This window comes from Flavobacterium sp. S87F.05.LMB.W.Kidney.N (assembly GCF_004366435.1).
Taxonomy (GTDB): Bacteria; Bacteroidota; Bacteroidia; order Flavobacteriales; family Flavobacteriaceae; genus Flavobacterium.
Window position 1 is genome coordinate 329306 of record NZ_SODX01000006.1, and the last position, 23097, is coordinate 352402.

The 23097-nt window shown below is 31.8% G+C and carries 23 protein-coding genes; 10 read left to right on the top strand and 13 right to left on the bottom strand.

Annotated elements, in window-relative coordinates; translation table 11 throughout:
• Positions 1–36: 36 nt before the first annotated feature.
• Positions 37–888 (bottom strand): transketolase, encoded by an 852-nt coding sequence (locus EDB96_RS18710; RefSeq protein ID WP_134142540.1) that lies wholly within the window; start codon positions 886–888, stop codon positions 37–39.
• Positions 889–1159: 271 nt separating this feature from the next.
• Entirely contained in the window at positions 1160–1480 is a 321-nt protein-coding gene (locus EDB96_RS18715; protein ID WP_057117813.1) for a hypothetical protein, read from the bottom strand.
• A gap of 419 nt (positions 1481–1899) precedes the next feature.
• Between EDB96_RS18715 and tgt the strand changes: the two genes are divergently transcribed.
• The 10 genes from tgt to EDB96_RS18765 all read left to right on the top strand — a co-directional run bounded on the left by tgt (position 1900) and on the right by EDB96_RS18765 (position 12182).
• Positions 1900–3030 carry a tRNA guanosine(34) transglycosylase Tgt gene (gene tgt / locus EDB96_RS18720; RefSeq protein ID WP_134142542.1) on the top strand — a complete coding sequence of 377 codons (1131 nt, stop codon included), beginning with the start codon at positions 1900–1902 and terminating at the stop codon, positions 3028–3030.
• Between the two features lie 83 nt (positions 3031–3113).
• Positions 3114–4202 carry an LptF/LptG family permease gene (locus EDB96_RS18725; protein ID WP_134142544.1) on the top strand — a complete coding sequence of 363 codons (1089 nt, stop codon included), beginning with the start codon at positions 3114–3116 and terminating at the stop codon, positions 4200–4202.
• Entirely contained in the window at positions 4189–5079 is an 891-nt protein-coding gene (locus EDB96_RS18730; RefSeq protein WP_134142546.1) for a DMT family transporter, read from the top strand. The genes EDB96_RS18725 and EDB96_RS18730 overlap by 14 nt, the downstream gene beginning before the upstream one ends.
• Positions 5080–5191: 112 nt before the next feature.
• Entirely contained in the window at positions 5192–6145 is a 954-nt protein-coding gene (locus EDB96_RS18735; RefSeq protein ID WP_057117817.1) for an acetyl-CoA carboxylase carboxyltransferase subunit alpha, read from the top strand.
• Between the two features lie 140 nt (positions 6146–6285).
• Positions 6286–7830, top strand: coding sequence for a replicative DNA helicase (gene dnaB / locus EDB96_RS18740; protein WP_057117818.1), 1545 nt, complete (start codon positions 6286–6288; stop codon positions 7828–7830).
• 136 nt (positions 7831–7966) lie between these two features.
• Positions 7967–8308 (top strand): hypothetical protein, encoded by a 342-nt coding sequence (locus EDB96_RS18745; protein ID WP_057117819.1) that lies wholly within the window; start codon positions 7967–7969, stop codon positions 8306–8308.
• Between the two features lie 25 nt (positions 8309–8333).
• Positions 8334–8969 (top strand): hypothetical protein, encoded by a 636-nt coding sequence (locus tag EDB96_RS18750; protein ID WP_134142548.1) that lies wholly within the window; start codon positions 8334–8336, stop codon positions 8967–8969.
• Between the two features lie 30 nt (positions 8970–8999).
• Entirely contained in the window at positions 9000–9791 is a 792-nt protein-coding gene (locus EDB96_RS18755) for a sensor histidine kinase (protein WP_057117821.1), read from the top strand.
• A gap of 115 nt (positions 9792–9906) precedes the next feature.
• Positions 9907–10572, top strand: coding sequence for a response regulator transcription factor (locus tag EDB96_RS18760; RefSeq protein ID WP_057117822.1), 666 nt, complete (start codon positions 9907–9909; stop codon positions 10570–10572).
• 350 nt (positions 10573–10922) lie between these two features.
• Positions 10923–12182, top strand: coding sequence for an asparagine synthetase B (locus tag EDB96_RS18765; protein ID WP_134142550.1), 1260 nt, complete (start codon positions 10923–10925; stop codon positions 12180–12182).
• Positions 12183–12184: 2 nt separating this feature from the next.
• Here the strand turns inward: EDB96_RS18765 and EDB96_RS18770 are convergent, their stop codons facing one another.
• The 11 genes from EDB96_RS18770 to thrS all read right to left on the bottom strand — a co-directional run bounded on the left by EDB96_RS18770 (position 12185) and on the right by thrS (position 22229).
• On the bottom strand, positions 12185–12988 hold the full coding sequence (locus EDB96_RS18770) for an endonuclease/exonuclease/phosphatase family protein (protein ID WP_057117824.1): 804 nt from the start codon (positions 12986–12988) through the stop codon (positions 12185–12187).
• A 70-nt stretch (positions 12989–13058) separates the two neighbouring features.
• A complete protein-coding gene (locus EDB96_RS21100; protein WP_157848514.1) occupies positions 13059–13226 on the bottom strand; it encodes a hypothetical protein in 168 nt (55 codons plus the stop codon).
• A gap of 144 nt (positions 13227–13370) precedes the next feature.
• Positions 13371–14039, bottom strand: coding sequence for a response regulator (locus EDB96_RS18775; protein ID WP_134142551.1), 669 nt, complete (start codon positions 14037–14039; stop codon positions 13371–13373).
• A 9-nt stretch (positions 14040–14048) separates the two neighbouring features.
• Complete coding sequence (locus tag EDB96_RS18780) at positions 14049–15842, bottom strand: tetratricopeptide repeat-containing sensor histidine kinase (protein WP_134142552.1); 1794 nt, start codon at positions 15840–15842, stop codon at positions 14049–14051.
• Positions 15842–17515: a tetratricopeptide repeat-containing sensor histidine kinase gene (locus EDB96_RS18785; protein ID WP_134142554.1), complete on the bottom strand. Its 1674-nt coding sequence runs from the start codon at positions 17513–17515 to the stop codon at positions 15842–15844. The genes EDB96_RS18780 and EDB96_RS18785 overlap by 1 nt, the downstream gene beginning before the upstream one ends.
• A gap of 217 nt (positions 17516–17732) precedes the next feature.
• Positions 17733–18167 carry a carboxymuconolactone decarboxylase family protein gene (locus EDB96_RS18790; RefSeq protein WP_134142555.1) on the bottom strand — a complete coding sequence of 145 codons (435 nt, stop codon included), beginning with the start codon at positions 18165–18167 and terminating at the stop codon, positions 17733–17735.
• A 78-nt stretch (positions 18168–18245) separates the two neighbouring features.
• Positions 18246–18818, bottom strand: coding sequence for a Crp/Fnr family transcriptional regulator (locus tag EDB96_RS18795; RefSeq protein WP_134142557.1), 573 nt, complete (start codon positions 18816–18818; stop codon positions 18246–18248).
• A 150-nt stretch (positions 18819–18968) separates the two neighbouring features.
• Positions 18969–19313 carry a 50S ribosomal protein L20 gene (rplT, locus tag EDB96_RS18800; protein WP_008464948.1) on the bottom strand — a complete coding sequence of 115 codons (345 nt, stop codon included), beginning with the start codon at positions 19311–19313 and terminating at the stop codon, positions 18969–18971.
• Between the two features lie 102 nt (positions 19314–19415).
• On the bottom strand, positions 19416–19613 hold the full coding sequence (gene rpmI / locus EDB96_RS18805; protein WP_007810722.1) for a 50S ribosomal protein L35: 198 nt from the start codon (positions 19611–19613) through the stop codon (positions 19416–19418).
• Positions 19614–19711: 98 nt separating this feature from the next.
• Positions 19712–20266: a translation initiation factor IF-3 gene (infC, locus tag EDB96_RS18810; RefSeq protein ID WP_373428954.1), complete on the bottom strand. Its 555-nt coding sequence runs from the start codon at positions 20264–20266 to the stop codon at positions 19712–19714.
• A gap of 16 nt (positions 20267–20282) precedes the next feature.
• Entirely contained in the window at positions 20283–22229 is a 1947-nt protein-coding gene (gene thrS, locus EDB96_RS18815; RefSeq protein WP_057117832.1) for a threonine--tRNA ligase, read from the bottom strand.
• Between the last annotated feature and the right edge of the window lie 868 nt (positions 22230–23097).

Consider the following 23097-nt stretch of genomic DNA (forward strand, 5'->3'; position numbering starts at 1 on the left):
ATATTGTAAAACATTGCTTAAAGCTTATAGCTTTTTTTAATAATCAACTTGGTCTTTAGAGTAATTTTGAGCTAGAGCTTTTTCTAATTGCTCATCGTTTGGAGCTTTACCGTGCCAAGCGTGTGTGTGCATCATGAAATCTACTCCGTTACCCATTTCAGTATGTAATAAAATACAAACTGGTTTTCCTTTTCCTGTTCTTGATTTTGCGTCATTCAATCCAGCAAGAATTGCATCGATATTGTTTCCTTCTGCAATTTCTATAACATCCCAGTCAAAAGCTTCAAATTTAGCGCGAAGACTTCCCATTGGCAGAACTTCATCAGTTGTTCCGTCAATTTGTTTTCCGTTAAGGTCTACTGTTGCGATTATATTATCTACTTTTTTAGCAGATGCATACATAATTGCTTCCCAGTTTTGACCTTCCTGCAATTCTCCGTCTCCGTGTAAAGTATAGATTAAGTGATTGTCGTTGTTTAATTTTTTAGCTTGCGCTGCTCCAAGAGCTACAGATAAACCTTGTCCTAATGAACCAGAGGCAATTCGAACTCCAGGTAAACCTTCGTGAGTTGTTGGGTGTCCTTGTAAACGAGAATCTAATAATCTAAAACTAGCAAGTTCTGAAATTGGAAAATAACCGCTTCTAGCTAATACGCTGTAGAATACAGGAGAGATGTGTCCGTTTGAAAGGAAAAATAAATCTTCTCCAATTCCGTCCATATCAAAACCTTCTTTGCGGTCCATAATATTTTGATATAGTGTTACCAAAAATTCAGTACAACCTAATGAACCACCTGGGTGTCCAGAGTTTACAGCATGTACCATTCTAAGAATGTCTCTTCTTACTTGGATCGTTAAATCGCTTAATTGTTGTGTGTTAGGCTTCATTTATATGTAAAATTTTAAACTGTAGCAAAAGTAATTGTTATTTTGCGGGGAGACAAATGATTTTCTGCTTTAGTTTGTTTCAATTGTTAAATTTTTGTAGTCTTTTTTTAATGAAATAAGAAAAATATACTCTTTTAGGATCGTTTTTGATGTTGAGGTGTTGAAATCAAATTACTATTGTGATTGTTTTTGATTCTAAAATATAAAAAAAAATAAGCCCTTGTTGAAGGACTTATTTGTTATGATTTTTAAATGATATAGTATTTTAAATTTAATTGGTATCGCTTTCGCTGTAAAAATTATTTTCTTCATCTTCTGAGCCAATATCTTCTTGCTCGTCGTCAAGTTCAGATCCTGGAACGTCTAAGTCATTACCAATTTTATCACTGTTTTGTTTCCATTCATGATTATTGTCTTGATTGATAATGCGTTCGCCAGAAATTCCTTCTGGATCAATATCCTCTAATTTATCTTCTTGATTGTAAATGTCTTCATTTGCTGGATAATCTAAATTTTCTAGATTTCTTTCGATTTGCTCATCCTTAATTTGGTCCAAACGATCTGCAGGATCTCTTTCTTCTGAATTTATCATGATTTCTATGATTTAAAATTGATAGTAATTTCTATTTAATTAAAATTAAGAAATAATGCAGTCGTTATGTTACATATTAATAATGTGATTGTTGTAGTTTTTACATTTGATAAAAATTGGTTCATGATTTACGTTAAGTCCTTCGCGTTAGGGATAGGAGCGGCATCCTTTTGTGATAAATGTCTGGTCTTGTCTGGAAATGAAGCCTTCTTGAACCAAAAGATATAGCGGATAGCCCGGCCGTAGGAAACGCCCAAATAACTTAATAGTTAGATATTAAACGCTGGAAGTTTAAGGTTTCAAGTTTCAAGTTGATTCCAATGATTATCTAATTTTCTAATTGGTAAATTATGTAATTAAATTTCTCTGAAATTAGCTTATCTTTGCCGTCCCGAAAGGTCGGGAGAAAAAAGAAACAGATGAAGTTTGATTTATTACAAAAAGATCCGCAGTCTAAAGCTAGAGCGGGAAGTATTACTACAGATCACGGAGTTATAGAAACTCCTATTTTTATGCCGGTTGGAACGGTTGCATCTGTAAAAGGAGTGCATCAGCGTGAGCTTAAGGAAGAAATTAACCCAGATATTATTTTAGGAAATACATACCACTTGTATTTGCGTCCGCAAACCGAGATTCTTGAAAAAGCAGGAGGATTGCATAAATTTATGAACTGGGATCGTAATATTTTGACTGATTCTGGAGGATATCAAGTGTATTCTCTTTCTTCAAATAGAAAAATTAAAGAAGAAGGGGTAAAGTTTAAATCGCACATTGATGGATCTTACCATTTTTTTACACCAGAAAATGTAATGGAAATTCAGCGTACCATTGGAGCCGATATTATTATGGCTTTTGATGAATGTACGCCGTATCCTTGTGATTACAGATATGCGCAGCGATCTATGCATATGACGCATCGCTGGTTAGACCGTTGTATTAATCATTTGGAAAAAGTTCCTTATAAATATGGTTATGAGCAAACATTTTTTCCGATTGTTCAAGGAAGTACTTATAAAGATTTACGCCAGCAGTCTGCTGAATATATTGCAAATGCAGGTCAGCAGGGAAATGCTATTGGCGGACTTTCTGTTGGTGAGCCGGCTGAAGAAATGTATGCAATGACCGAAGTTGTCTGCGAAATTCTTCCAGAAGATAAACCTCGTTATTTAATGGGAGTTGGAACTCCTATTAATATTTTAGAAAATATTGCGTTAGGAATTGATATGTTTGATTGTGTTATGCCAACGCGTAATGCAAGAAACGGAATGTTGTTTACAGCAAACGGAACTATCAATATCAAGAATAAAAAGTGGGAAGCCGATTTTTCTCCGATTGATGAAATGGCGCATACTTTTGTTGATACCGAATATTCAAAAGCATATTTACGTCACTTGTTTGCTGCAAATGAATATTTAGGAAAACAAATTGCAACAATTCATAATCTTGGGTTCTATATGTGGTTGGTTCGTGAAGCTAGAAAACATATCTTAGCGGGAGATTTTAGACCATGGAAAGAAATGATGGTTAAAAATATGAGTCAAAGACTTTAAAAGTTTTAAGTTTCAGGTTTCAAGTTTCAGGTTCTCTGCAGGCCGTGAAACTTGAAACCTGAAACGAAACAAACAAAATATATATGTTAACAATAATAGATAAATACATTTTAAAAAGATATCTGGGGACTTTCTCTGTTATGCTTCTTTTATTCGCTCCAATCGGAATCGTAATTGACGTTTCTGAAAAAGTAAATAAAATGTTAGAAAACAAGATTCCATTTGGAGATATTGCATTCTATTATTACAATTTCACGATCTATTTTATCAATTCGCTTTTTCCGATATTTTTGTTTTTATCGGTAATTTGGTTTACTTCAAAATTGGCGAATAATACGGAGATTATTGCAATATTAAGTTCTGGTATTTCATTTACGCGTTTTTTACGTCCTTATATTATTGGAGCAACAATAGTATCGCTTTTTGTGCTGTTAATGGGGTTTTTTATTGTTCCTGCCGCAAGTGAAGGTTATAATAATTTTAGATATACGTATTTAAAAGGAAATGGAAAAGAGCTCATGCGGGGCGAAAACACAAATGTTTACAGACAAATTAACGATCACGATTTTATCTTTGTAAATAGCTTTAACGAAGAAACTAAAACAGCTTTTAATTTTTCTTTGGAACATTTCGAAAAAGAAAAACTAACTTATAAGATTACTGCAAGTCGTATTAAATGGGATCCTAAAAAGAAGATTTACGTTTTATACGATTATACCAAAAGAACAATTGGAGAATTAAATGATGTAATAGAAAAAACTCCAGAAAAAAATGTTGCTTTTAAGTTCGAGTTAGCAGATTTAACGCCTGTTGTTTATATCGCAGAAACTTTGACTTTAGGCAAATTATACGATTTTATTGAAAAAGAAAGAAAAAGAGGTTCTGGAAATATCAATACCTATTTAGTAGTTCTTTACAAAAAATACAGCGTACCAGTTTCAGCTTTTATTTTAACCATTATTGCTGTTGCGGTTTCGTCTATGAAACGTCGAGGCGGAATGGGAACGAATTTAGCAATCGGGATTGCAATTGCTTTCTCATTTGTGTTTTTTGATAAAATATTTGGTACACTTGCCGAAAAATCTACATTCTCACCTTTATTAGCTGTTTGGTTCCCAAATATTGTTTTCGGAATCCTGGCAGTTTACCTATTACGTAATGCGAAACGATAATTTAAAAAGTTATTTAAATCTTCACTTAATTGTTTTTATCTGGGGTTTTACAGCCATTTTGGGTGCTCTAATTACTATTGATGCCGAAAATCTGGTTTGGTTTAGAATGTTGCTGGCTGGGATTTTTCTTGGCGGTTTTATTGCTTTTAAAAGACAATCTTTTCAAGTTCCGATTAAAGAATTTTTTAAGTTAATCTTTGTTGGATTACTGATTGCGCTTCATTGGATTTTCTTTTTCAAAGCTATTCATGTTTCAAATGTTTCTATTACACTTTCTATTTTCTCCTTGGGAGCATTTTTTGCGTCTTTATTAGAGCCATTATTCTACGGAAGAAAAGTATTATGGTACGAAGTTTTTTTTGGACTCATAATTATTGCAGGTTTAGGATTGATTCTTCAAGTAGAAATAAAATATCTGCAAGGTGTTTATTTTGCTTTGGCTTCGATAATATTAGGAGTTTTATTTACTTTAATGAATGGAAAATTAATTGCGGATCATGAACCTTCTGTAATTACATTTTATGAGTTTGGTGCGGGAGTTTTTTTTATTACTATTTATTTTTTATTTCAAGGAAAATTCACGGCAGATTTCTTTTCAATGTCTTTAAATAACTGGGTTTTATTATTGATTTTATCATCCATATGTACGGCTTATGCTTTTACTGCTTCTGTAAAAGTCATGCAGCGATTAACGCCTTATACCGTAATGTTAACTACTAATTTAGAGCCGGTTTATGGAATTGTTTTGGCTTATTTTATATTAGGCGGAAAAGAAAAAATGAGTGTCGAATTTTATATAGGAGCCGTTATCATTATCATAACAGTTATTCTAAATGGTGTTTTTAAACATTACAAGAATAAGAAAGAAAACTTGTAATAGTTTACTTATTTTTAAATTGCATTTTTATACTTTAAATAACAATTAACTTCGCCAATGATATAATATTTTTATATTTGCGGTTCGATTTACAAACAAAATTCAAAAATCCATGGAATATTTAGATTTTGAGCTTCCAATTAAAGAACTTGAAGAACAGTTAGAAAAGTGCGTTATTATTGGAAAAGAATCTGACGTTGATGTAACGCCAACTTGCAAGGAAATCAACAAGAAATTAGAACAAACCAAGAAAGATATATACAAAAACCTTACGGCTTGGCAGCGTGTACAATTGTCAAGACATCCAAATAGACCTTATACCTTAGATTATATCAAAGCTATCTGCGGTGATACTTTCTTAGAGCTTCACGGAGACAGAGGTTTTAAAGATGATAAAGCAATGGTTGGTGGTCTTGGTAAAGTAAACGGACAATCGTTTATGATTATTGGCCAGCAAAAAGGTTTTAATACTAAAACACGTCAATATCGTAATTTTGGTATGGCTAATCCTGAGGGATACCGTAAAGCTTTGCGTTTGATGAAAATGGCAGAGAAATTCGGAATTCCAGTTTTAACTTTAGTAGATACTCCGGGTGCATATCCAGGACTTGAAGCTGAGGAACGAGGACAAGGGGAGGCTATTGCTAGAAATATTTTCGAAATGGTTCGTCTTAAAGTGCCAATTATCACAATTATTGTTGGTGAAGGTGCTTCTGGAGGAGCTTTAGGAATTGGTGTTGGAGATAAAGTATATATGTTAGAAAATACTTGGTACTCTGTAATTTCTCCAGAATCTTGTTCTTCTATTTTATGGAAGAGCTGGGAGTACAAAGAGCGTGCAGCTGAAGCTTTGAAGTTAACTTCTTCTGACATGAAAAAACAAAAATTAGTTGATGATGTTATTCCAGAACCGCTAGGCGGAGCACACTATGACCGTGAAACAACTTTCAAAACGGTTGCAGAATACATCACTAAAGGATATAATGAATTAAAAGACTTATCAACAGCCGACTTAATTGCCCAGAGAATGGACAAATACAGTAATATGGGCGAGTATAAAGAGTAAATTCATAAAAAGAGACTTAAAATCCGAAGCCTTACCGTTTCGGATTTTTTTTTGGTTATCAACAAATCAATATTATTTATAAACAATTATTAGTTATAACTCGATAGCAGATTTTTTTTAAATTTCGCTACTTTCGCTATATGGAAAATTTCAAAAACTTAAACCCTGTAAAGGTAGATAAAACCACAATTATTAACTTAGAAAAAGGTAAGCTCCCTCCGCAAGTAATTGATTTGGAAGAGGCTGTGCTTGGTGCTATGATGATTGACAAAAAGGGGGTAGATGATGTAATTGATATTTTACAGCCTGATGCTTTTTACAAAGATGCACACAAACACATTTTTGAAGCAATTTTGCAGCTCTTTACCGAAACGCAGCCAATTGATATATTGACAGTTTCGACTCAATTAAAGAAAAATGGAAAATTAGATTTAGCAGGAGGAGATTTTTATTTAATTCAGCTTACGCAGAAAATTGCTTCTTCTGCGCATATCGAATTTCACTCGCGTATTATTCTTCAAAAATTTATTCAAAGAAGTTTGATTAGAATTTCTTCTGAAATTATCGAAGAATCTTATGATGAAACTACAGACGTATTTGATTTGCTTGATAAAGCAGAATCTAAATTATATGAAGTAACTCAGGGAAATATCAAACGTAGTTCTGAAACTGCTCAGAGTTTAGTTCTTCAGGCGAAAAAACGTATTGAAGAAATTGCAGGAAAAGAAGGTTTGAGTGGTGTTGCAACTGGTTTTGAAAAATTAGACGAAGTAACTTCTGGATGGCAGCCTTCCGATTTAATTATTATTGCGGCTCGTCCTGGTATGGGTAAAACGGCTTTCGTACTTTCGATGGCAAGAAATGTGAGTATTCAGTTCGGACATGCAGTAGCAATTTTCTCTCTGGAGATGGCATCAGTACAGTTAATTACGAGGCTTATTTCTTCTGAAACAGGATTGTCTTCAGAAAAATTAAGAACAGGAAAGTTAGAAAAACATGAGTGGGAACAATTAAGTACTAAAGTAAAAAACTTAGAAAAAGCCCCGTTGTTTATTGATGATACACCTTCGCTTTCGATATTCGATTTACGTGCAAAATGTCGTCGTTTGGCTTCACAGCACGGAATTAAATTAATTATTATTGACTACTTGCAGTTAATGACTGCTGGAGGTAGTGGTAAAGGGGGAGGAAACCGTGAGCAGGAGATCTCTACAATTTCCCGAAACTTAAAGGCTTTGGCAAAAGAGCTAAACGTGCCGGTTATTGCACTTTCGCAGTTGTCGCGTGCCGTTGAAACGCGTGGATCTAGTAAAAGACCTTTACTTTCGGATCTTCGTGAATCTGGAGCGATTGAACAGGATGCCGATATCGTATCGTTTATTTATCGTCCTGAATATTATAAAATTGAAGAATGGGATGATGACGAACAATCATCTACAGCTGGTCAGGCAGAATTTATTATAGCCAAACACCGTAATGGTGGTTTGGAGAATATTCGTTTGAAATTCCTTGGGCATCTTGGTAAGTTCGATAATTTAGAAGACTTTACGGGAGGTTATGATGATTTACCTTCAAAAATGAATCATGATGATAACCCTTTTATTACCAAAAATTTACCTTCGGCTAATGAAGCTTTTGGAAGTAATTTGAACGATGATGATGATGACAGCGATGTTCCATTCTAATAAAATATAAAAGCCTTAATTTTAAGGCTTTTTTTATGTTTGAATGTTAATTTTTTAATTAAAATCAGTAGTTTAGCCAAACCAATTATAAACTATTAATTTTTTTTAGATTATTAACCAATAACAAATTTAAATTATGAATGAAGAAGCTTTTCCAGGGCCTATCAGGGTTCCCTTGTCTACTGCCAAAGAATGGGAGAAAAAGTATGACGACGATACTACTGTCGAAGATCGTGCGAAAAAAGTTAAATCTTATTTGATACCAAGAGAAAGTTTAGAACTGGTTTTAAAACTTAATACCGAAGCTGTTCGTGCATATATTGGTATTAATGATGATAATGAAAAAACTTTACTTTTTGTTGGTGCTAAATACGACGAAAAAACTGGTAAGTACGTTGATGTTTACGGACCTGGTGACGGCGTTGAAAACGGAGGAGATGTTGTTTATGATGGTTCACGTCCGAGCCCTCCATTTTAATTTTAAATATTTTAAGTAAAAAATAATGGCTGATTTTTTAATATATTCAGGTTATTCCATTTTATTAATTAATCTAATATTATATGCATATAGCTTTTTCCGAAAGGAAAAAGCTAATGTTTTTTTTGTTAGTTACCTAGCTTTTGCATTTCTTATGCAAATATCAATGGAGACACTCTTTCACCTTAAAATGAATAATTTATTTCTCGTAAATACTTTTTTTATAGGTCAAATGATATTTCTTGGTTTGTTTTATTATTCAATTTTAAAAATAAAAATCCAAAAACAATTTGTAAAAGTTAGTCTTATTGTGGCTTTGCTTGTACTAACAATACAATTTGTTAATGATCCACAGGAATTTTTGAAATTTAATTTATTTGAAATTACATTAACATCATTGTTGATTGTTGTTTTTGCATTACTTCATTTCTATAATATGCTTACCGAAAATAAAACATATTACTATGCAAGTATGGGAATAATCATTTATTTACTGTCAAGTACAGTATTGTTTATTATTGGTAATCTTACTTCTGCCTTGAATAACGATGTAAAATATTTAAGCTGGATGTTTAATGCATTTTTAAATATAGTCTATTATCTTTTTATTATGTACGAATGGAAGGTCAGTTTTTCAAGAAAAAAAGTTTTACAAGGTTAGTCTGTAATTGTGTACCATAAATAAATACATATGAACACCCATTCAATTCCTGATAAAGAGCTAGTTGCAATTATATTATATATATCCCTTTTTTTTATAGTTGTTGCAGTTGCATTAATTATATTCTTTTACTATTCCCGAAAAAAAATCATTCAAAAAGAATTAGAGAAAAAAGACTTAGTCCTTCAATATCAAAAAGAACAGCTCCATGCGATTATAATTACTCAAGAAGAAGAACGTAAAAGAATTGCACAAGACCTTCATGATGATATTAGTTCAAAATTAAATATTGTTTCCCTAAACAGTCATTTGCTTACCGCGCCAAATCTTACAGAAACAGAAACGGCAGAAATTACAGAGAACATCATTAATCTAACAACCAAGGCATTAGAAAATTCTAGAAAAATCGCCCATAATTTATTACCGCCGGTTTTTGAAAAATTCGGTTTGAATGCAGGAATAGAAGAGTTGTGTGAAGAATTTGAAACTAGTAAATCTGTAAAAACACATTATAAAAATGAAATCGATTTTGATGATAAAGATATCGATCGACATTTACATGTTTTTAGAATTTTACAAGAGTTGATGAATAATTCAATGCGACATGGAAAAGCAACAGAAATATGGATTTCATTTATTAATAGAGATGGAATAAATATTTGTGATTATGAAGATAATGGAGTTGGTTTTGATAGTGCAAATGCTGAAAATCAAAAAGGACTTGGAATGAAAAATATTGACAGCCGTATATCGTTTTTAGAAGGAACTATAAAAATTACTTCTGAAATTAATAACGGAATCGCAGTAAATTTTACTTTTTAATCTAGTTTTTGTATTAAAATAAGATTTTTACTCAATAAAACAAGCTAAATGGACTTTTTATAAATGATATTTCGTAAATTCGGCATACCAAAACAAACGACCAAAATCAAATTAAATGAATGCTGCTATTAAAATTGCCCTAGTCGATGATGAAATTTTGTTTCGAAAAGGAATTTCTTTTTTATTGCAGAGAGAAGAAAATTTTGATGTTCTTTTTGAAGCTTCAAACGGAGATGAACTTATTTCTCAGTTAAATAAAAATGAAATTAAGCCCGACATTATTATAATGGATTTAAAGATGCCAGTTTTAAATGGTGTCGAAGCTACAAAAATCATAAGGAAATCGTTTCCAGACATTAAGATCATTGCTCTGACAAGTTATGATACAAAATCATTTATTGCCAATATGATTCAGGTAGGTGCGGTTGCTTATTTAATAAAAAATACCACCCCAAAAGATTTAATACACACTATTAATGAAGTAGCTGCAAAAGGATTTTATTATAACGAAAGCGTTTTAAAAACAATTCAAGAAACAATAGTTTCTCCTAAGAATTCAAAAGGCGGTTTAGAAACTAATTTTCTTTCTCCTCGTGAAGTGGAAATCCTGCAATTGATCTGTCAACAGAAAACAACTGCAGAAATTGCAGATCATCTTTTTTTAAGTCCAAGAACTATAGAAGGACACAGAAATAATTTACTGCTCAAAACAGAATCACGAAATATTGCAGGCTTAGTAGTATACGCTATTCAAAATGACTTGGCTGTTCTAACAATTTAAAATATTACGCTGTCAAAAATTGAATTGACAATACGTAATATAAGATGATTGTTATGACAAGAACACATAAACCTATTTTTTGAATTATATTCATACCCTTTTCTTGGTTATTACTATCATTAAACTTCATGGTGGTTGATTTTTTTTGCATTGATTAGTTTTATGACCTGGGATAGCAAATGTATATAGAATATTTTGCCACACTATAGGTGTTTTTACCTGTTTTTTTTAATATTGTAAATCAGGTATTTACCCCTGTTTTTATATTTAACATTCTATTATGCCAGAAAAAAATCTCACGATTCTTTTTTTAGATTCTTCCTTTATATCTTTACTAAAATAATTTTCGGATGAATAGGAGTTTATTCTACATTTTTATACTACTAATTACATTTAATGCTAGAGCATCGTTTATCTTAATTCCGATGGACGAAACTACACAGCAAAATCACTTAAAGGCTTATGGTATAACATATTGGTGTTTAAGCAGAGATTACAAAGCAAGCTGGCTTTTAAATTATCGTGGCGGTTCTTTTTTACTGCCCGATGCAGAAGAGATTAGAAAAGAATGTAAAATTAGGGGAGTTAGTTTTGAAGTGATTTCAGATAGTGAACAAACTTCAATTTTAAATGAAATTTCGAGTCCTTCTCAAAATATGGAATCGGTAATTTTAGAAAAAGCTCCAAAAATTGCAGTATACACTCCAAAAGGAAAACAGCCTTGGGACGATGCTGTAACGCTGGTTTTAACTTATGCCGAAATTCCGTTTACGCCAATTTATGACGAAGAAGTATTAAGCGACCAGCTTTTGTTATACGATTGGCTGCATTTACATCATGAAGATTTTACAGGCCAATACGGAAAATTTTATGCAGCATATAAAAATACACCTTGGTATATTGACCAGAAAAAAGATGCTGAAGCGCTGGCCGCAAAATTAGGATATGATAAGGTATCTCAAGAAAAAGGTGCTGTTGCCAAGAAAATTAGAGATTTTGTTATTGGTGGTGGTTTTATGTTTGCAATGTGTTCTGCAACGGATAGTTTTGATATTGCACTTGCAGCAGACGGAGTAGATATTTGCGAAACAATGTTTGATGGTGATCCAAGTGAATCAAATTACCAGTCAAAACTAAATTATAATAATTCTTTTGCTTTTAAAAACTTTACTTTAGAAAGAAAACCTGAAGTTTATGAATTTTCAGATATCGATATGACTACCAAAAGGCGTATCGTGATGGAGAAGGATTATTTTACTTTAATGGAATTTTCTGCAAAATGGGATCCAATTCCTAGTATGTTGTGTCAAAATCATACGCAATTAGTAAAAGGTTTTATGGGACAAACGACTTCTTTTGATACTTCATTAATAAAATCTAATGTTCTCATAATGGGAACTTGCGAATTAAATGGAGAATCTAGATATATTCATGGTGAAAAAGGAAAAGGAATGTTTACTTTTTTTGGAGGCCATGATCCAGAAGATTTTCAACATCAAGTAGGAGATCCGCCGACTGTGTTAGATTTGCATCCTAATTCTCCAGGATACAGATTAATTTTGAATAATGTATTATTTCCTGCTGCTAGAAAAAAGAAGCTTAAAACCTAATTTTAATTTAAGGAGAATTCAAACCAAACCGGAATATGATCAGAAACTCTTCTAGCATTTTGTAGAGAATCATAATCTTCGTAGAATTTAATAACTCCTGAATTAATAAGCTTTAAATTGGAATCTTTGTAAAATATGTTGTCAAACTCAGAAGCTAGACAGACATTGTTTTTACATTTTTGCTTAAGTGTGGTTTTTTGATTTTTAAAAACCGATGAATATCCCATTCCTTTTAACGGATTAAAAACAGTATGTTTTTCGGGACAATTGAAGTCACCTAAAAAAACCAAGTTTAAATTCGGATATTGATTTGGTAAGAATTTAAAATATTTAATTTCAGTTTCAGGCTGTTTTTTTTTAGTTATAGCATGAAAATTAACCAGAGTGATCGCTTTTTTATTAATCTCGAAGGTAGCAAAATAAGGTTCTCGGTCAATTTCTAAGTTGTATTTTTTCTCGAGCCAAGGCTTATTTTTCAATTTGACTTTTTTTGTTTTCCAAATATAAGCATATCGCTCAGTTTTATAACTACTGCTCGTTGTAGGATCACTGATACTATAATCCCATTTAAATCCTTTTTGATTTAGTAGTTCAGAAAGTTTAGCGACGCTTTGGGCACCGCCATTTCCAGCGACTACCTCTTGAATTGCAATTATGTCGTAAGTTGAAATTTGTTTAGCAATATAATTTAGCTCAATATCGGATTTTGACTTACCAAAATTTTCGATATTCCAAGATAGAACTTTGGTTTGAGCAAATGATAAAAATGTAAATAATAGTAAGAGAAGGCTTAGAACGTTTTTCATGTACAATTAAAAATGAAATCAAATATAGATATTTCCTATAATATGAATATCATACCTCTCTTAGAATTAACTAGTGTTTTTTATATCTGTTTTTTAAGGCAGTACCAATAATGATGATTTGTAAAACAAGTAAAGCTGGAATAAAAATTATTTTCCAATCGATTTCCAGCCAGCCTGTTTTTTCAGAAACTAAAGCAAAACTAATTGATAAAAAAAGGCAAAGAAGCATTGTTTTCATAATAATTTTATTTTGAGTTGTGTTAATTTTTGCAAATAAAATAATAGCTTTATTTTTTGGTTTCATTAGAAGGTTAGTAGGTTATTTACAAATGTATATCTATCAAAGTTGTAATCCTTACGGAAAACCGTAAAGCTCATCAATTTATACTAGGCCAAAATCTTTAGCTATTGCAATTAGATGCACATTATTATTTGCTTTAAAATATATTTTTAATTTATTGATTCTCTTCTCAATACTGCTCGTTCCATTAGGAGTAATAGATAAATCTTTAAATTCTTTAGAAATACTTTCTAAAATATATCCTTGTGAAAGAAGTTTTAAGATCGAAATGTCATATGATTCAATTTCAATCAAAGATTTATCATTAAAGCTAAAAGATAAATCAGAAGAAAGTATTCTTTCCTCATTATTGTATGTGCTTTCAACGGCATTCTTTAGCTCAGTCATACTGTTTCGTCCTTTAGAAACGTATGCATTAATGCCCAATTCATTAAAAAGAGTTTTGATTCTATAGCTTTTATCTTCGATAGAAAAAACAATTTTTTTTAATTCAGGCTGAACATGATTTACAGCCTCAATTAATTCGTCTCCACTTGTTAAGTCGGCTTTTCTATGATCTAATTTAAATGACAAATCGGTAATTAAGAGATCGTAAGGCTCTTTTTCCAGTAAGGCTTTTTTTACTTTGAGTAAACCTTCATCACAATATTTTACATGGTCAATTACCGGAACCTCTAATTCTTCCAGAACTTGAACTACAGCGATGCTGATACTGTCTAAATCTTCGGCAACTAAAACTTTTTTAAACATATTTAAATCTTATATAGGGAATGTGAAACTTATTTTAAAACCTCTTTCTGTATTTTTGTCAAAATTAATAGTTCCTTTTATTGTTTTAATACGGTTTTCCACATTTTGTAGTCTTTTTTCTAAAATTGTATCTTTAGTTGTAATTTCAGTACTGTTATCAGTGCATACTACAGTAAGGCTTTTGTTATTTATTTTTAGTATAATGCTTATCAAAGTTGCATCGCTATGCTTTTTCATATTAAATAAAAGCTCCTGTAAAATTCTATAGAGTATTATTTTTCTATTTTTTTCGATTGTATTCCAAGAAACGACATCAAAACCATTTAGGATAATATTGACATCTTTAGATCTATACTCTGAAATCATTTCTTTTAAAACTGCTACATATCGATCATCTGTTGGAATTTGACTATTTTCTTTTGAAATGTTTCGTGTTTTTGAGTAAATGTTATTCAAGTGATAAAGTAATTTTTCTTTATTTTCTTCATTTTCCAGATCATTATCTTCTGCGAATAATAAAGTTTGGTGGACATTTATGGCAAGTTCATCATGTAATTTATTTGAAATTCGCATTTCACTTTTATATATGATATCTTTTTTTTCCCTTTTGCCTTTTGAGGTTATATAAAAGATTAAAAAAAGCAATATGAAAATGGAGAAAGATATGATAATGTAAGAAATAAAGCTTCTGTTTTTTTGTCTCTGCAGCTCTAATTCATTTTCTAATTTTTGAGTTTTGAGCTCTAGATTTTCTTCTTTGTCTTTTTTAGAATCGTATATTATATTGGCAAATTGATTTTTTGCTTTTTTTCTGCTAACAATAAGACTGTCAATTTTTTTACTATAAACTTTCCAGTGTTTTTTTGAATTTTCAGCATTATCCGCTTCGATTAGGGAAGCTAACATGTTGATTTCATTTGTTACAGATTTTGCGCTTTTTGCACAATAGTAGGCTTTTTCGGCGTTAATTTTTTTTAGTACAGGATTGTGGTATTTTGAATAAAACAAGTAAAAAGCGTAGTAGTTGCCGATTAATTCATAATCGTCATTGAGTTTTAGGGTTAATTCTAGGCTTTCGTTAAAGCATTTCAATGCCTCATCTTTGTGGTCTCCTAGTCTTAAGTAAGAAAGACCTAGATTATATAGAATAGCTGCACGTTGAGCATTTGTATTTGAAGGGGTGATTTTATCTGCAATCTTGCACTTAGATATAGGTTCTAATAAATTTACCGCCTCTTGATATTTTTTCTGGTGCATATATGCAAATGCAATTTCAGACAATATTCTCGCTTTCCTAAATGTAGAGATTGCTTTTTTTAATGCTTTTCTATGATAATACAACGCTTTTTCATAATCGTACATATACAAATAGTTGTAAGCCATGAAGGTATAAGCGTTAACGGCATATTTTACATTGGTAGTTTTTTCTAAGTAAGGGAATGCTTTTATAAGTGTGGTTTCTGCTTCGTTATAATTACCATTTTGTTGGAGAATTTCGACCATATTGTTTAATGAACCAACATAATAATCTGCATAATCTGCTTTTGGGTAACATAACAATTGTGTTTTATTGAAATAAAAAAGGGCACTATCATTTTTTCCTGAATACCAAAAAGCATTAGATTTTTCCATCATTTGTTTAATTGCAACTGAACGATCGGTTTTGATGTGTAGTACTTTATCGTTTCTTGCCTTAGAAAACTGTATATAAAAGATCGTTGCCAAAATTATACCGAAGATTAGCAAGCAAAAAATAATATGTTTTTTTTGAAAAAAGCGAAATAGAAACAAGTTCTTAATCATTATACTGGAACTTTAATTATAACCTTAAAACCTTTTCCTAAACCGGAATGAATTTCAGTATCACCTCTAACAGCATGAATTCGATTCTCAATATTGCTCAAACCATTTCTTAATATCATTTTATTTTTATCGATTCCTTTTCCGTTATCCGTGTAAGTGATAATTATAATATTCTCCAGTACTTTAAATGTTATTGCTGCTAAACTTGCATCACTATGCTTTTTCATATTTACGAACAATTCCTGTATAGTTCGGTAAATGGATGTTTTTTTATCATCATTAATTTTATCCCAGTTAATAGTATTGAGACCATTTACTAAAATATTAATATTTGGAGTGTCAAATCCTGATATCATATCTTTTAGCGAAGCTACATAATTGTGATCGCTAATGGCAGGAGTATTGTCTTTAGAAATATTTTTTGTTCGGGAGTAGATATTGTCTAGTTTTTTTAATAAATGATTTCTGTTTTCTGGAGAAGTAAGATTTCTGTTTTCGACAAATGCCATTGTGTGGTAAATATCATTAGCTAATTCATCATGCAATTTTTTTGAAATTCTGATTTCGCTCTGATAAGTTGCTTCAATTTTTTGACGATTATTTCGTAGTGTTAAAAAAAAGTACAGAAAAACAATTAGGCATGAGGCTAATACGATTATGATATATGATACAATGTTTTTGCTTTGCTGTTTTACTATTTGAAGTTCATTTTTAATTTTTTGAGCTTTTAATTTTAAGTTCTCTTCTTCTTCTTTTTTTGAGTCATATTTAATTTTTGCAAATTGATTTTTAGCTCTTTGTCTTACTTCAAAAATACTATCTATTACTCTTGTGTAAAGTAGAGCATTTTTTTTTGAATCAATATCAGAACTATTTTCTATGATAAATTTTAAAGCAAGTAAGCGGTCGTCAGTATTACCCGATAGTGTATAGTTTTTATAACTTAATTTTGCATATTTCATTGCTAAATCGGCTTTATCATTTTGATAGTATTCGGCGAGATTATAGTAGGTCCTGCCTAAACCCTCTGTATAATTTGCTTTAGACTTTATTTTTAAACTCATTTCAAAAAAATTCAATGCTTTTGAATTCTTGAGTTTATAATAACAATAACCTATATAATCTAATATTTTAGAATAGTTTTCAGGATTTTGTTGTACGATTTTTTCATTACTGATTGAAACAAAAATAGGAAGTGCTTTGTCGAACTTTTGTTGTTTTATGTAAATAACAGCGATATTATTTTTTGCTTCGAGTTTATTTATTTTATTAGTTTTTAACGTAAAAGCTTTAGAGTAATAATATATTGCAGTTGGATAGTCATAGGTGTAATAATAATTCCTTCCCAAAACACTATAGATATTCCATATATAATCAGAGTTGTTTAATTCATCTAAAAGCGGAACTGTTTCCATTGCTGTTTTAATGCTTCCAACAAAATCTTCATGGTCTTGTTGGATTTCGGCCATGTAGTACATGCAAGAAACATAACTTTTAAGATCTTTTTTAAGATTGCAGGCAACTCTTGCTTTGTTGTAGTAGAAAAAAGCGCTGTCAGTATTATTATGATTATTGTAAAACTTATTTGCTTTACTTATGATCTCCTTAATTTCGATTTCTCTGTTTAGTTTTTTTGAGCTATCGACATTTTGCTTTCGACAAGATGCAAGCATTAACAAAGCAGTTATTAAACAAGTAATTATTTGCGCTCTTTTTGGAATCATGCGCCAAAAATAAATATTTCTAGAAATCTCAAAAGAGTATAAATACGGTATTTTCAATTATTTTTAAATGAGGTTTTTTTTAATTCTCATTTATAGATAAATACAAAAAGCCCTTTTAAACAAAGGGCTTTGCAGAGTTTTAGGCTTGTAAATTTATCCTTATAAATTATACAGCTCTCAACCCAGTTGTAATAGCAAGTCTATTCCAAGAGTTAATTGTGATAATGGCAAGGATGATTTCAGCAAGATATTTTTCGTCAAAAAATTGTGCTGCGTTTTGGTAAACTTCATCAGAAACATGATTGCTAATTTGGGTTACCTGTTCGGTCAAAGCTAAAATTGCTTTTTCTTCTTCCGTATAAACATCAGCTTCACGCCATGCACTTATTAGGTAGATTCTCTGTTCAGAAATTCCATGTTTTCTAGCGTCAGCGGTATGCATATTTATACAAAATGCACAGCCATTGATTTGCGATGCACGAATCTTAATTAATTCTTTATGTGCTGGAGTTAGTGAGGTAGTAGAAATATATTTCTCTAAATTCATTAAAGCTTGATAAGCGTCTGGAGCAACATTCGGGATAACAATTCTTGGTTTCATTTTTATATGTTTAAAAGTTCATTACAAAGGTCAGTAATGTATACTTTTAAAAACTTGAACTACTTCAAGAAATTAAGATCACACTTTTCCAGCTCTTATTTTACTCATAAATTCAGCTGAAAAATCTAAATAGGAGGCAAGCATGTATTGAGGAACCCTTTGTACAAAATCTGGATTTAGATTATTAAAATGGTTATATCGTTCTTCTGCAGACATTGTAAATAGAAATTTAATTCTCATCTGCGCGGCGCCAAATGCTTTTTGAGCTACAATTCGAAAGTATCTTTCAAGGTTCGGAATTTGCGCAAGCAGTGACTCTAAAACTGATTTTTCAATTGCAATAGCTTCAGTGGTTTCAACTGCTTGAATGTAGAAATGAGAGGGTATGTGATTGTGGTAACTTAAATAATCTGTTATCCACCAGTTTTCAATGGCGAATTGTAACGTTTGTTCTGTCCCTTTAGAATTGATAATATACTGACGCATGCATCCTTTTACAATAAAATACATAGTATTGCAAATTTGACCTTCTTGTAAAACTAGATTCTTTTTCTTAATCTGTGTTATAGTTAAGCATGATTCAAGTATGTCAATTTCGGATGGCTCGAGTGGAACAAACTTCTGGATATGATCTAAAATTGTATTGTGCATTTGAGATTATAGTTTTAAGTAAATTTAATCTAATATTTTAATTCATAAACTAATAAAATTATAGCAGCTGTATAAAAACAAAAAACCATCCCGCTTAAAGGATGGTTTTTTTATGATAAGTAAGTAATCTAAATTGAGTTTATAAAACGTTTATTTTACTTTATTAAGTATTGCTTTGAAAGCTTCTGGGTGGTTCATAGCTAAATCTGCAAGAACTTTACGGTTCAATTCGATTCCGTTAGCTTTAACTTTTCCCATGAATTGAGAATAAGACATTCCTTCTAATCTAGCTCCAGCGTTGATACGTTGAATCCATAATGAACGGAAATTTCTTTTATTCTGTTTTCTGTCACGGTAAGCATAGCTCATTGCTTTCTCTACCGCGTTCTTAGCAACTGTCCAAACGTTTTTACGTCTACCAAAGAAACCTTTGGCTTGCTTCATTATTTTTTTTCTTCTTGCTCTTTTAGCAACTGAATTTACCGATCTTGGCATAATTTTAAATGTGTTTTTGTAGCAGGCGTCCTGAATTGAATCAAAGGAACTTGAAAGCCATACTCCAAGGTTATATAAATAATTTTTTAACCTAAAGAATTATTAGATAATTCTTAATTGTTGTTTGATGCTTTTCATATCTGTAGAGTGAACTAGCGCTGAGTGTGTCAAAGCTAATTTACGTTTTTTAGATTTTTTAGTCAAGATGTGACTTTTAAAAGCATGCTTTCTTTTAATCTTTCCAGAGCCAGTAACTTTAAAACGTTTCTTAGCGCTAGATTTTGTTTTCATTTTAGGCATTTTTCCTAGTGTTTTAATTTATTCTTACTTACTTATTTTTTTGTTTCAAGTTTATAGTTTCAAGTTCAGAACTGAACACTGAGACTATAAACTGAGAACTACTTCTTTTTCTTCGGAGCAATGAACATAATCATTCTCTTTCCTTCCAAAACAGGCATAGCTTCAACTTTACCATGTTCTTCTAAATCTTGAGCAAGACGTAATAATAGAATCTGACCTTGATCTTTGTAAATAATAGAACGTCCTTTAAAGAAAACGAAAGCTTTTAATTTAGCTCCTTCTTTTAAGAATTTTTCAGCGTTCTTTCTTTTGAACTCATAATCATGCTCATCAGTTTGAGGACCGAATCTAATTTCTTTTACAACAACTTGAGAAGATTTAGCCTTTAATGCTTTGTCCCTCTTCTTTTGCTCGTAAACAAATTTCTTGTAGTCCATGATTTTACAAACCGGCGGTTCTGCGTTTGGCGAGATCTCAACTAAATCCAATTCAAATTGGTCAGCTAAACGTAACGCTTCTGCGATTTTGAAAACGCCAGGCTCAATATTTTCACCTACAAGACGTACCTCTGGAACACGAATAAGATTGTTTATTCTGTGTGCGTCTTTTTTTTCTACTCGAGGTTGAAAACCTCTGTTGCTTCTTATTGCTATGACTTTATAATTTAAGTTAAACTGTAAAAACTTTTAATGTCTTTTTTATTTCTTCGTTTACAATCGAAGCAAATTCTTCAATAGAAACGGTAATGTTACCTTTTCCTTCTTGCCCGTGACGACGAATAGAGATTGTACCATTTTTCTCTTCTTCTTCACCTACAATTAGCATAAAAGGGATTTTCTGCATTTCTGCATCTCTGATTTTCTTGCCAATTGTCTCGTTTCGATTGTCAATTAGGGCGCGAATTTCGTGATTTTCTAGCAAATCTAAAACTTTTTTAGCATAATTTTCGTATTTCTCGCTCAAAGACAAGATTATAGCCTGTTCTGGCATTAGCCAAAGTGGGAAATTTCCTGCTGTATGTTCTAGTAGAATTGCTATAAAACGTTCCATCGATCCAAAAGGAGCTCTGTGAATCATAACTGGTCGATGTAATTCATTATCAGCACCTTTGTAAGTTAATTCAAAACGTTCTGGTAAATTGTAATCTACCTGAATTGTTCCTAATTGCCATTGTCTTCCTAAAGCATCCTTAACCATGAAATCAAGTTTCGGACCGTAAAAAGCAGCTTCGCCATATTCTACAACAGTATTTAGACCCTTGTCTCTTGCTGCGTTAATAATAGCGTTTTCAGCTTTTTCCCAGTTCTCATCTGTTCCAATGTATTTTTCTCTGTCTTCTTGGTCTCTTAACGAAATTTGAGCAGTAAAGTTTTCAAAACCTAATGAACCAAATACATATAGTACAAGGTCTATTACTTTTTTGAATTCTTCGTCCAATTGTTCTGGAGTACAGAAAATATGCGCATCATCCTGAGTAAATCCTCTTACACGAGTCAAACCATGTAATTCTCCCGATTGCTCATATCTATATACAGTACCAAATTCAGCGTAACGCTTTGGTAAATCTTTATATGACCAAGGTCTTACATTGTAAATTTCACAGTGGTGAGGACAGTTCATTGGTTTTAATAAAAATTCTTCACCTTCTGCAGGAGTATGGATTGGCTGAAAGCTGTCTGCTCCATATTTTGCATAATGTCCAGAGGTTACATAAAGTTCCTTCTGACCAATATGTGGAGTTACAACCTGCTCGTAACCTGCTTTCTTTTGTGCTCTTTTTAGAAATTGCTCCAAACGATCTCTCAATGCAGCTCCTTTTGGCAGCCATAAAGGTAAACCTTGACCAACTTTTTGAGAGAAAGCAAACAATTCAAGTTCCTTCCCTAATTTACGGTGATCACGACGTTTAGCTTCTTCAAGAAGTTCAAGGTATTCAGTTAGATCTTTTTGTTTAGGAAAAGAAGTTCCGTAAACACGAGTCAGCTGTTTGTTCTTTTCATCTCCTCTCCAGTAAGCTCCAGCCACACTCATAATTTTTACAGCTTTGATAATTCCAGTATTCGGAATATGGCCTCCACGGCATAAATCTGTAAAAGTAGAATGGTCGCAAAAAGTAATAGTTCCGTCTTCAAGATTAGAAATCAATTCCGTTTTGTAAACATTATCTTTATACATCTCTAAAGCTTCTGCTTTGCTTACAGGACGCATTTTAAAATCATGTTTCTCTCTCGAAATCTCAAGAACACGGTCTTCAATCTTTTTGAAATCTGCTTCGGATATCTTCTGATCTCCAAAATCTACATCATAATAAAATCCATTAGCAATTGCAGGTCCAAGGGTTAATTTAATTCCTGGGTATAATTCCTCAAGAGCTTGAGCCATTACGTGCGAAGTCGAATGCCAGAAAGCTTTTTTACCTTCAGCATCATTCCAAGTATATAATATAAGATTACCGTCGGTCGTTAATGGAGTTTCGGTTTCAATAGTTGTACCATTAAAAGATGCAGAAATCACATTTCTTGCAAAACCTTCGCTAATGTTTTTAGCGACCTCCATTGGAGTAACGCCTGAAGCGAACTCTCTAATTGACCCATCGGGTAAAGTAATCTTGATCATTGTTTATAATTTTGTGAATGCAAATATAGGTGATTACAAAAACACATACAATATATATGTATAAGTTTACTTTTATATCTATTGCAAGCATCATTATATATAAGTTGAATTATATGGTTATATATATAGGACTAAAAAAATCCTCAGGCTGAGCGAAGTCGAAGCCTCTCACAATGATTTGGAATTTAAAATTTGGAATTTGCTTTTAAATGAGAAGCATAATCCCCTGTCCGTTCCAGCCTTCTTCTTTTTAAAGAAAAAGCAGAAGGATTTTCTCTGAATCCTCGGGACTGTCAGGGCTGGGGCATATATTTTTAAAAGAACATTAGAATAAATAAGGAATATAAAATCTCTTAAAGTGCCGGCACAGGGCAGTAAAAATTAAAAACTCTGCAAAAATGGAATGTAATATCGGAGTTAAATTGAGGAAATGCTGTCCTGGCAAAGAAAAAACTGACAATGTTTCAAAAAAGCTGATAATGTAAATGGAGAGTTATCAGTGTGTTAAGAAAAACTTTCAATAAACATGAAAAAAATATAAAAAAAAGTCTTGCAGATGTAAATAAAGGTGGTACTTTTGCACCCGCAACAACGCAATGTTCACAGACAGACTGGCAGGAAAAGCTGATTAAAAGAGAAAAGAAATTTTCAAAAAAAAGATTAGAAAAAGCTTGTGGGAATGGAAAACGGGTATTACATTTGCACCCCGCAAATACGGGAAGTTCCTTGAGATGCTGAGAGAAGAATTAGAGAAAAAGAGATTTAAAAATTTCAAAAAAAACTTTAATTTTTTCTTGCAGGAAACAAAAAGAATTTTTAGTTTTGCACCCGCTTTGAAACACAGGCGGAATGATAAAGAAGACACGTT

Bases quoted from the DNA above. Each gene is read 5' to 3' on its own strand.
- EDB96_RS18710 (WP_134142540.1), bottom strand. From the start codon at position 888: ATGAAGCCTAACACACAACAATTAAGCGATTTAACGATCCAAGTAAGA.
- EDB96_RS18715 (WP_057117813.1), bottom strand. From the start codon at position 1,480: ATGATAAATTCAGAAGAAAGAGATCCTGCAGATCGTTTGGACCAAATT.
- tgt (WP_134142542.1), top strand. From the start codon at position 1,900: ATGAAGTTTGATTTATTACAAAAAGATCCGCAGTCTAAAGCTAGAGCG.
- EDB96_RS18725 (WP_134142544.1), top strand. From the start codon at position 3,114: ATGTTAACAATAATAGATAAATACATTTTAAAAAGATATCTGGGGACT.
- EDB96_RS18730 (WP_134142546.1), top strand. From the start codon at position 4,189: ATGCGAAACGATAATTTAAAAAGTTATTTAAATCTTCACTTAATTGTT.
- EDB96_RS18735 (WP_057117817.1), top strand. From the start codon at position 5,192: ATGGAATATTTAGATTTTGAGCTTCCAATTAAAGAACTTGAAGAACAG.
- dnaB (WP_057117818.1), top strand. From the start codon at position 6,286: ATGGAAAATTTCAAAAACTTAAACCCTGTAAAGGTAGATAAAACCACA.
- EDB96_RS18745 (WP_057117819.1), top strand. From the start codon at position 7,967: ATGAATGAAGAAGCTTTTCCAGGGCCTATCAGGGTTCCCTTGTCTACT.
- EDB96_RS18750 (WP_134142548.1), top strand. From the start codon at position 8,334: ATGGCTGATTTTTTAATATATTCAGGTTATTCCATTTTATTAATTAAT.
- EDB96_RS18755 (WP_057117821.1), top strand. From the start codon at position 9,000: ATGAACACCCATTCAATTCCTGATAAAGAGCTAGTTGCAATTATATTA.
- EDB96_RS18760 (WP_057117822.1), top strand. From the start codon at position 9,907: ATGAATGCTGCTATTAAAATTGCCCTAGTCGATGATGAAATTTTGTTT.
- EDB96_RS18765 (WP_134142550.1), top strand. From the start codon at position 10,923: ATGAATAGGAGTTTATTCTACATTTTTATACTACTAATTACATTTAAT.
- EDB96_RS18770 (WP_057117824.1), bottom strand. From the start codon at position 12,988: ATGAAAAACGTTCTAAGCCTTCTCTTACTATTATTTACATTTTTATCA.
- EDB96_RS21100 (WP_157848514.1), bottom strand. From the start codon at position 13,226: ATGAAAACAATGCTTCTTTGCCTTTTTTTATCAATTAGTTTTGCTTTA.
- EDB96_RS18775 (WP_134142551.1), bottom strand. From the start codon at position 14,039: ATGTTTAAAAAAGTTTTAGTTGCCGAAGATTTAGACAGTATCAGCATC.
- EDB96_RS18780 (WP_134142552.1), bottom strand. From the start codon at position 15,842: ATGATTAAGAACTTGTTTCTATTTCGCTTTTTTCAAAAAAAACATATT.
- EDB96_RS18785 (WP_134142554.1), bottom strand. From the start codon at position 17,515: ATGCTTGCATCTTGTCGAAAGCAAAATGTCGATAGCTCAAAAAAACTA.
- EDB96_RS18790 (WP_134142555.1), bottom strand. From the start codon at position 18,167: ATGAAACCAAGAATTGTTATCCCGAATGTTGCTCCAGACGCTTATCAA.
- EDB96_RS18795 (WP_134142557.1), bottom strand. From the start codon at position 18,818: ATGCACAATACAATTTTAGATCATATCCAGAAGTTTGTTCCACTCGAG.
- rplT (WP_008464948.1), bottom strand. From the start codon at position 19,313: ATGCCAAGATCGGTAAATTCAGTTGCTAAAAGAGCAAGAAGAAAAAAA.
- rpmI (WP_007810722.1), bottom strand. From the start codon at position 19,613: ATGCCTAAAATGAAAACAAAATCTAGCGCTAAGAAACGTTTTAAAGTT.
- thrS (WP_057117832.1), bottom strand. From the start codon at position 22,229: ATGATCAAGATTACTTTACCCGATGGGTCAATTAGAGAGTTCGCTTCA.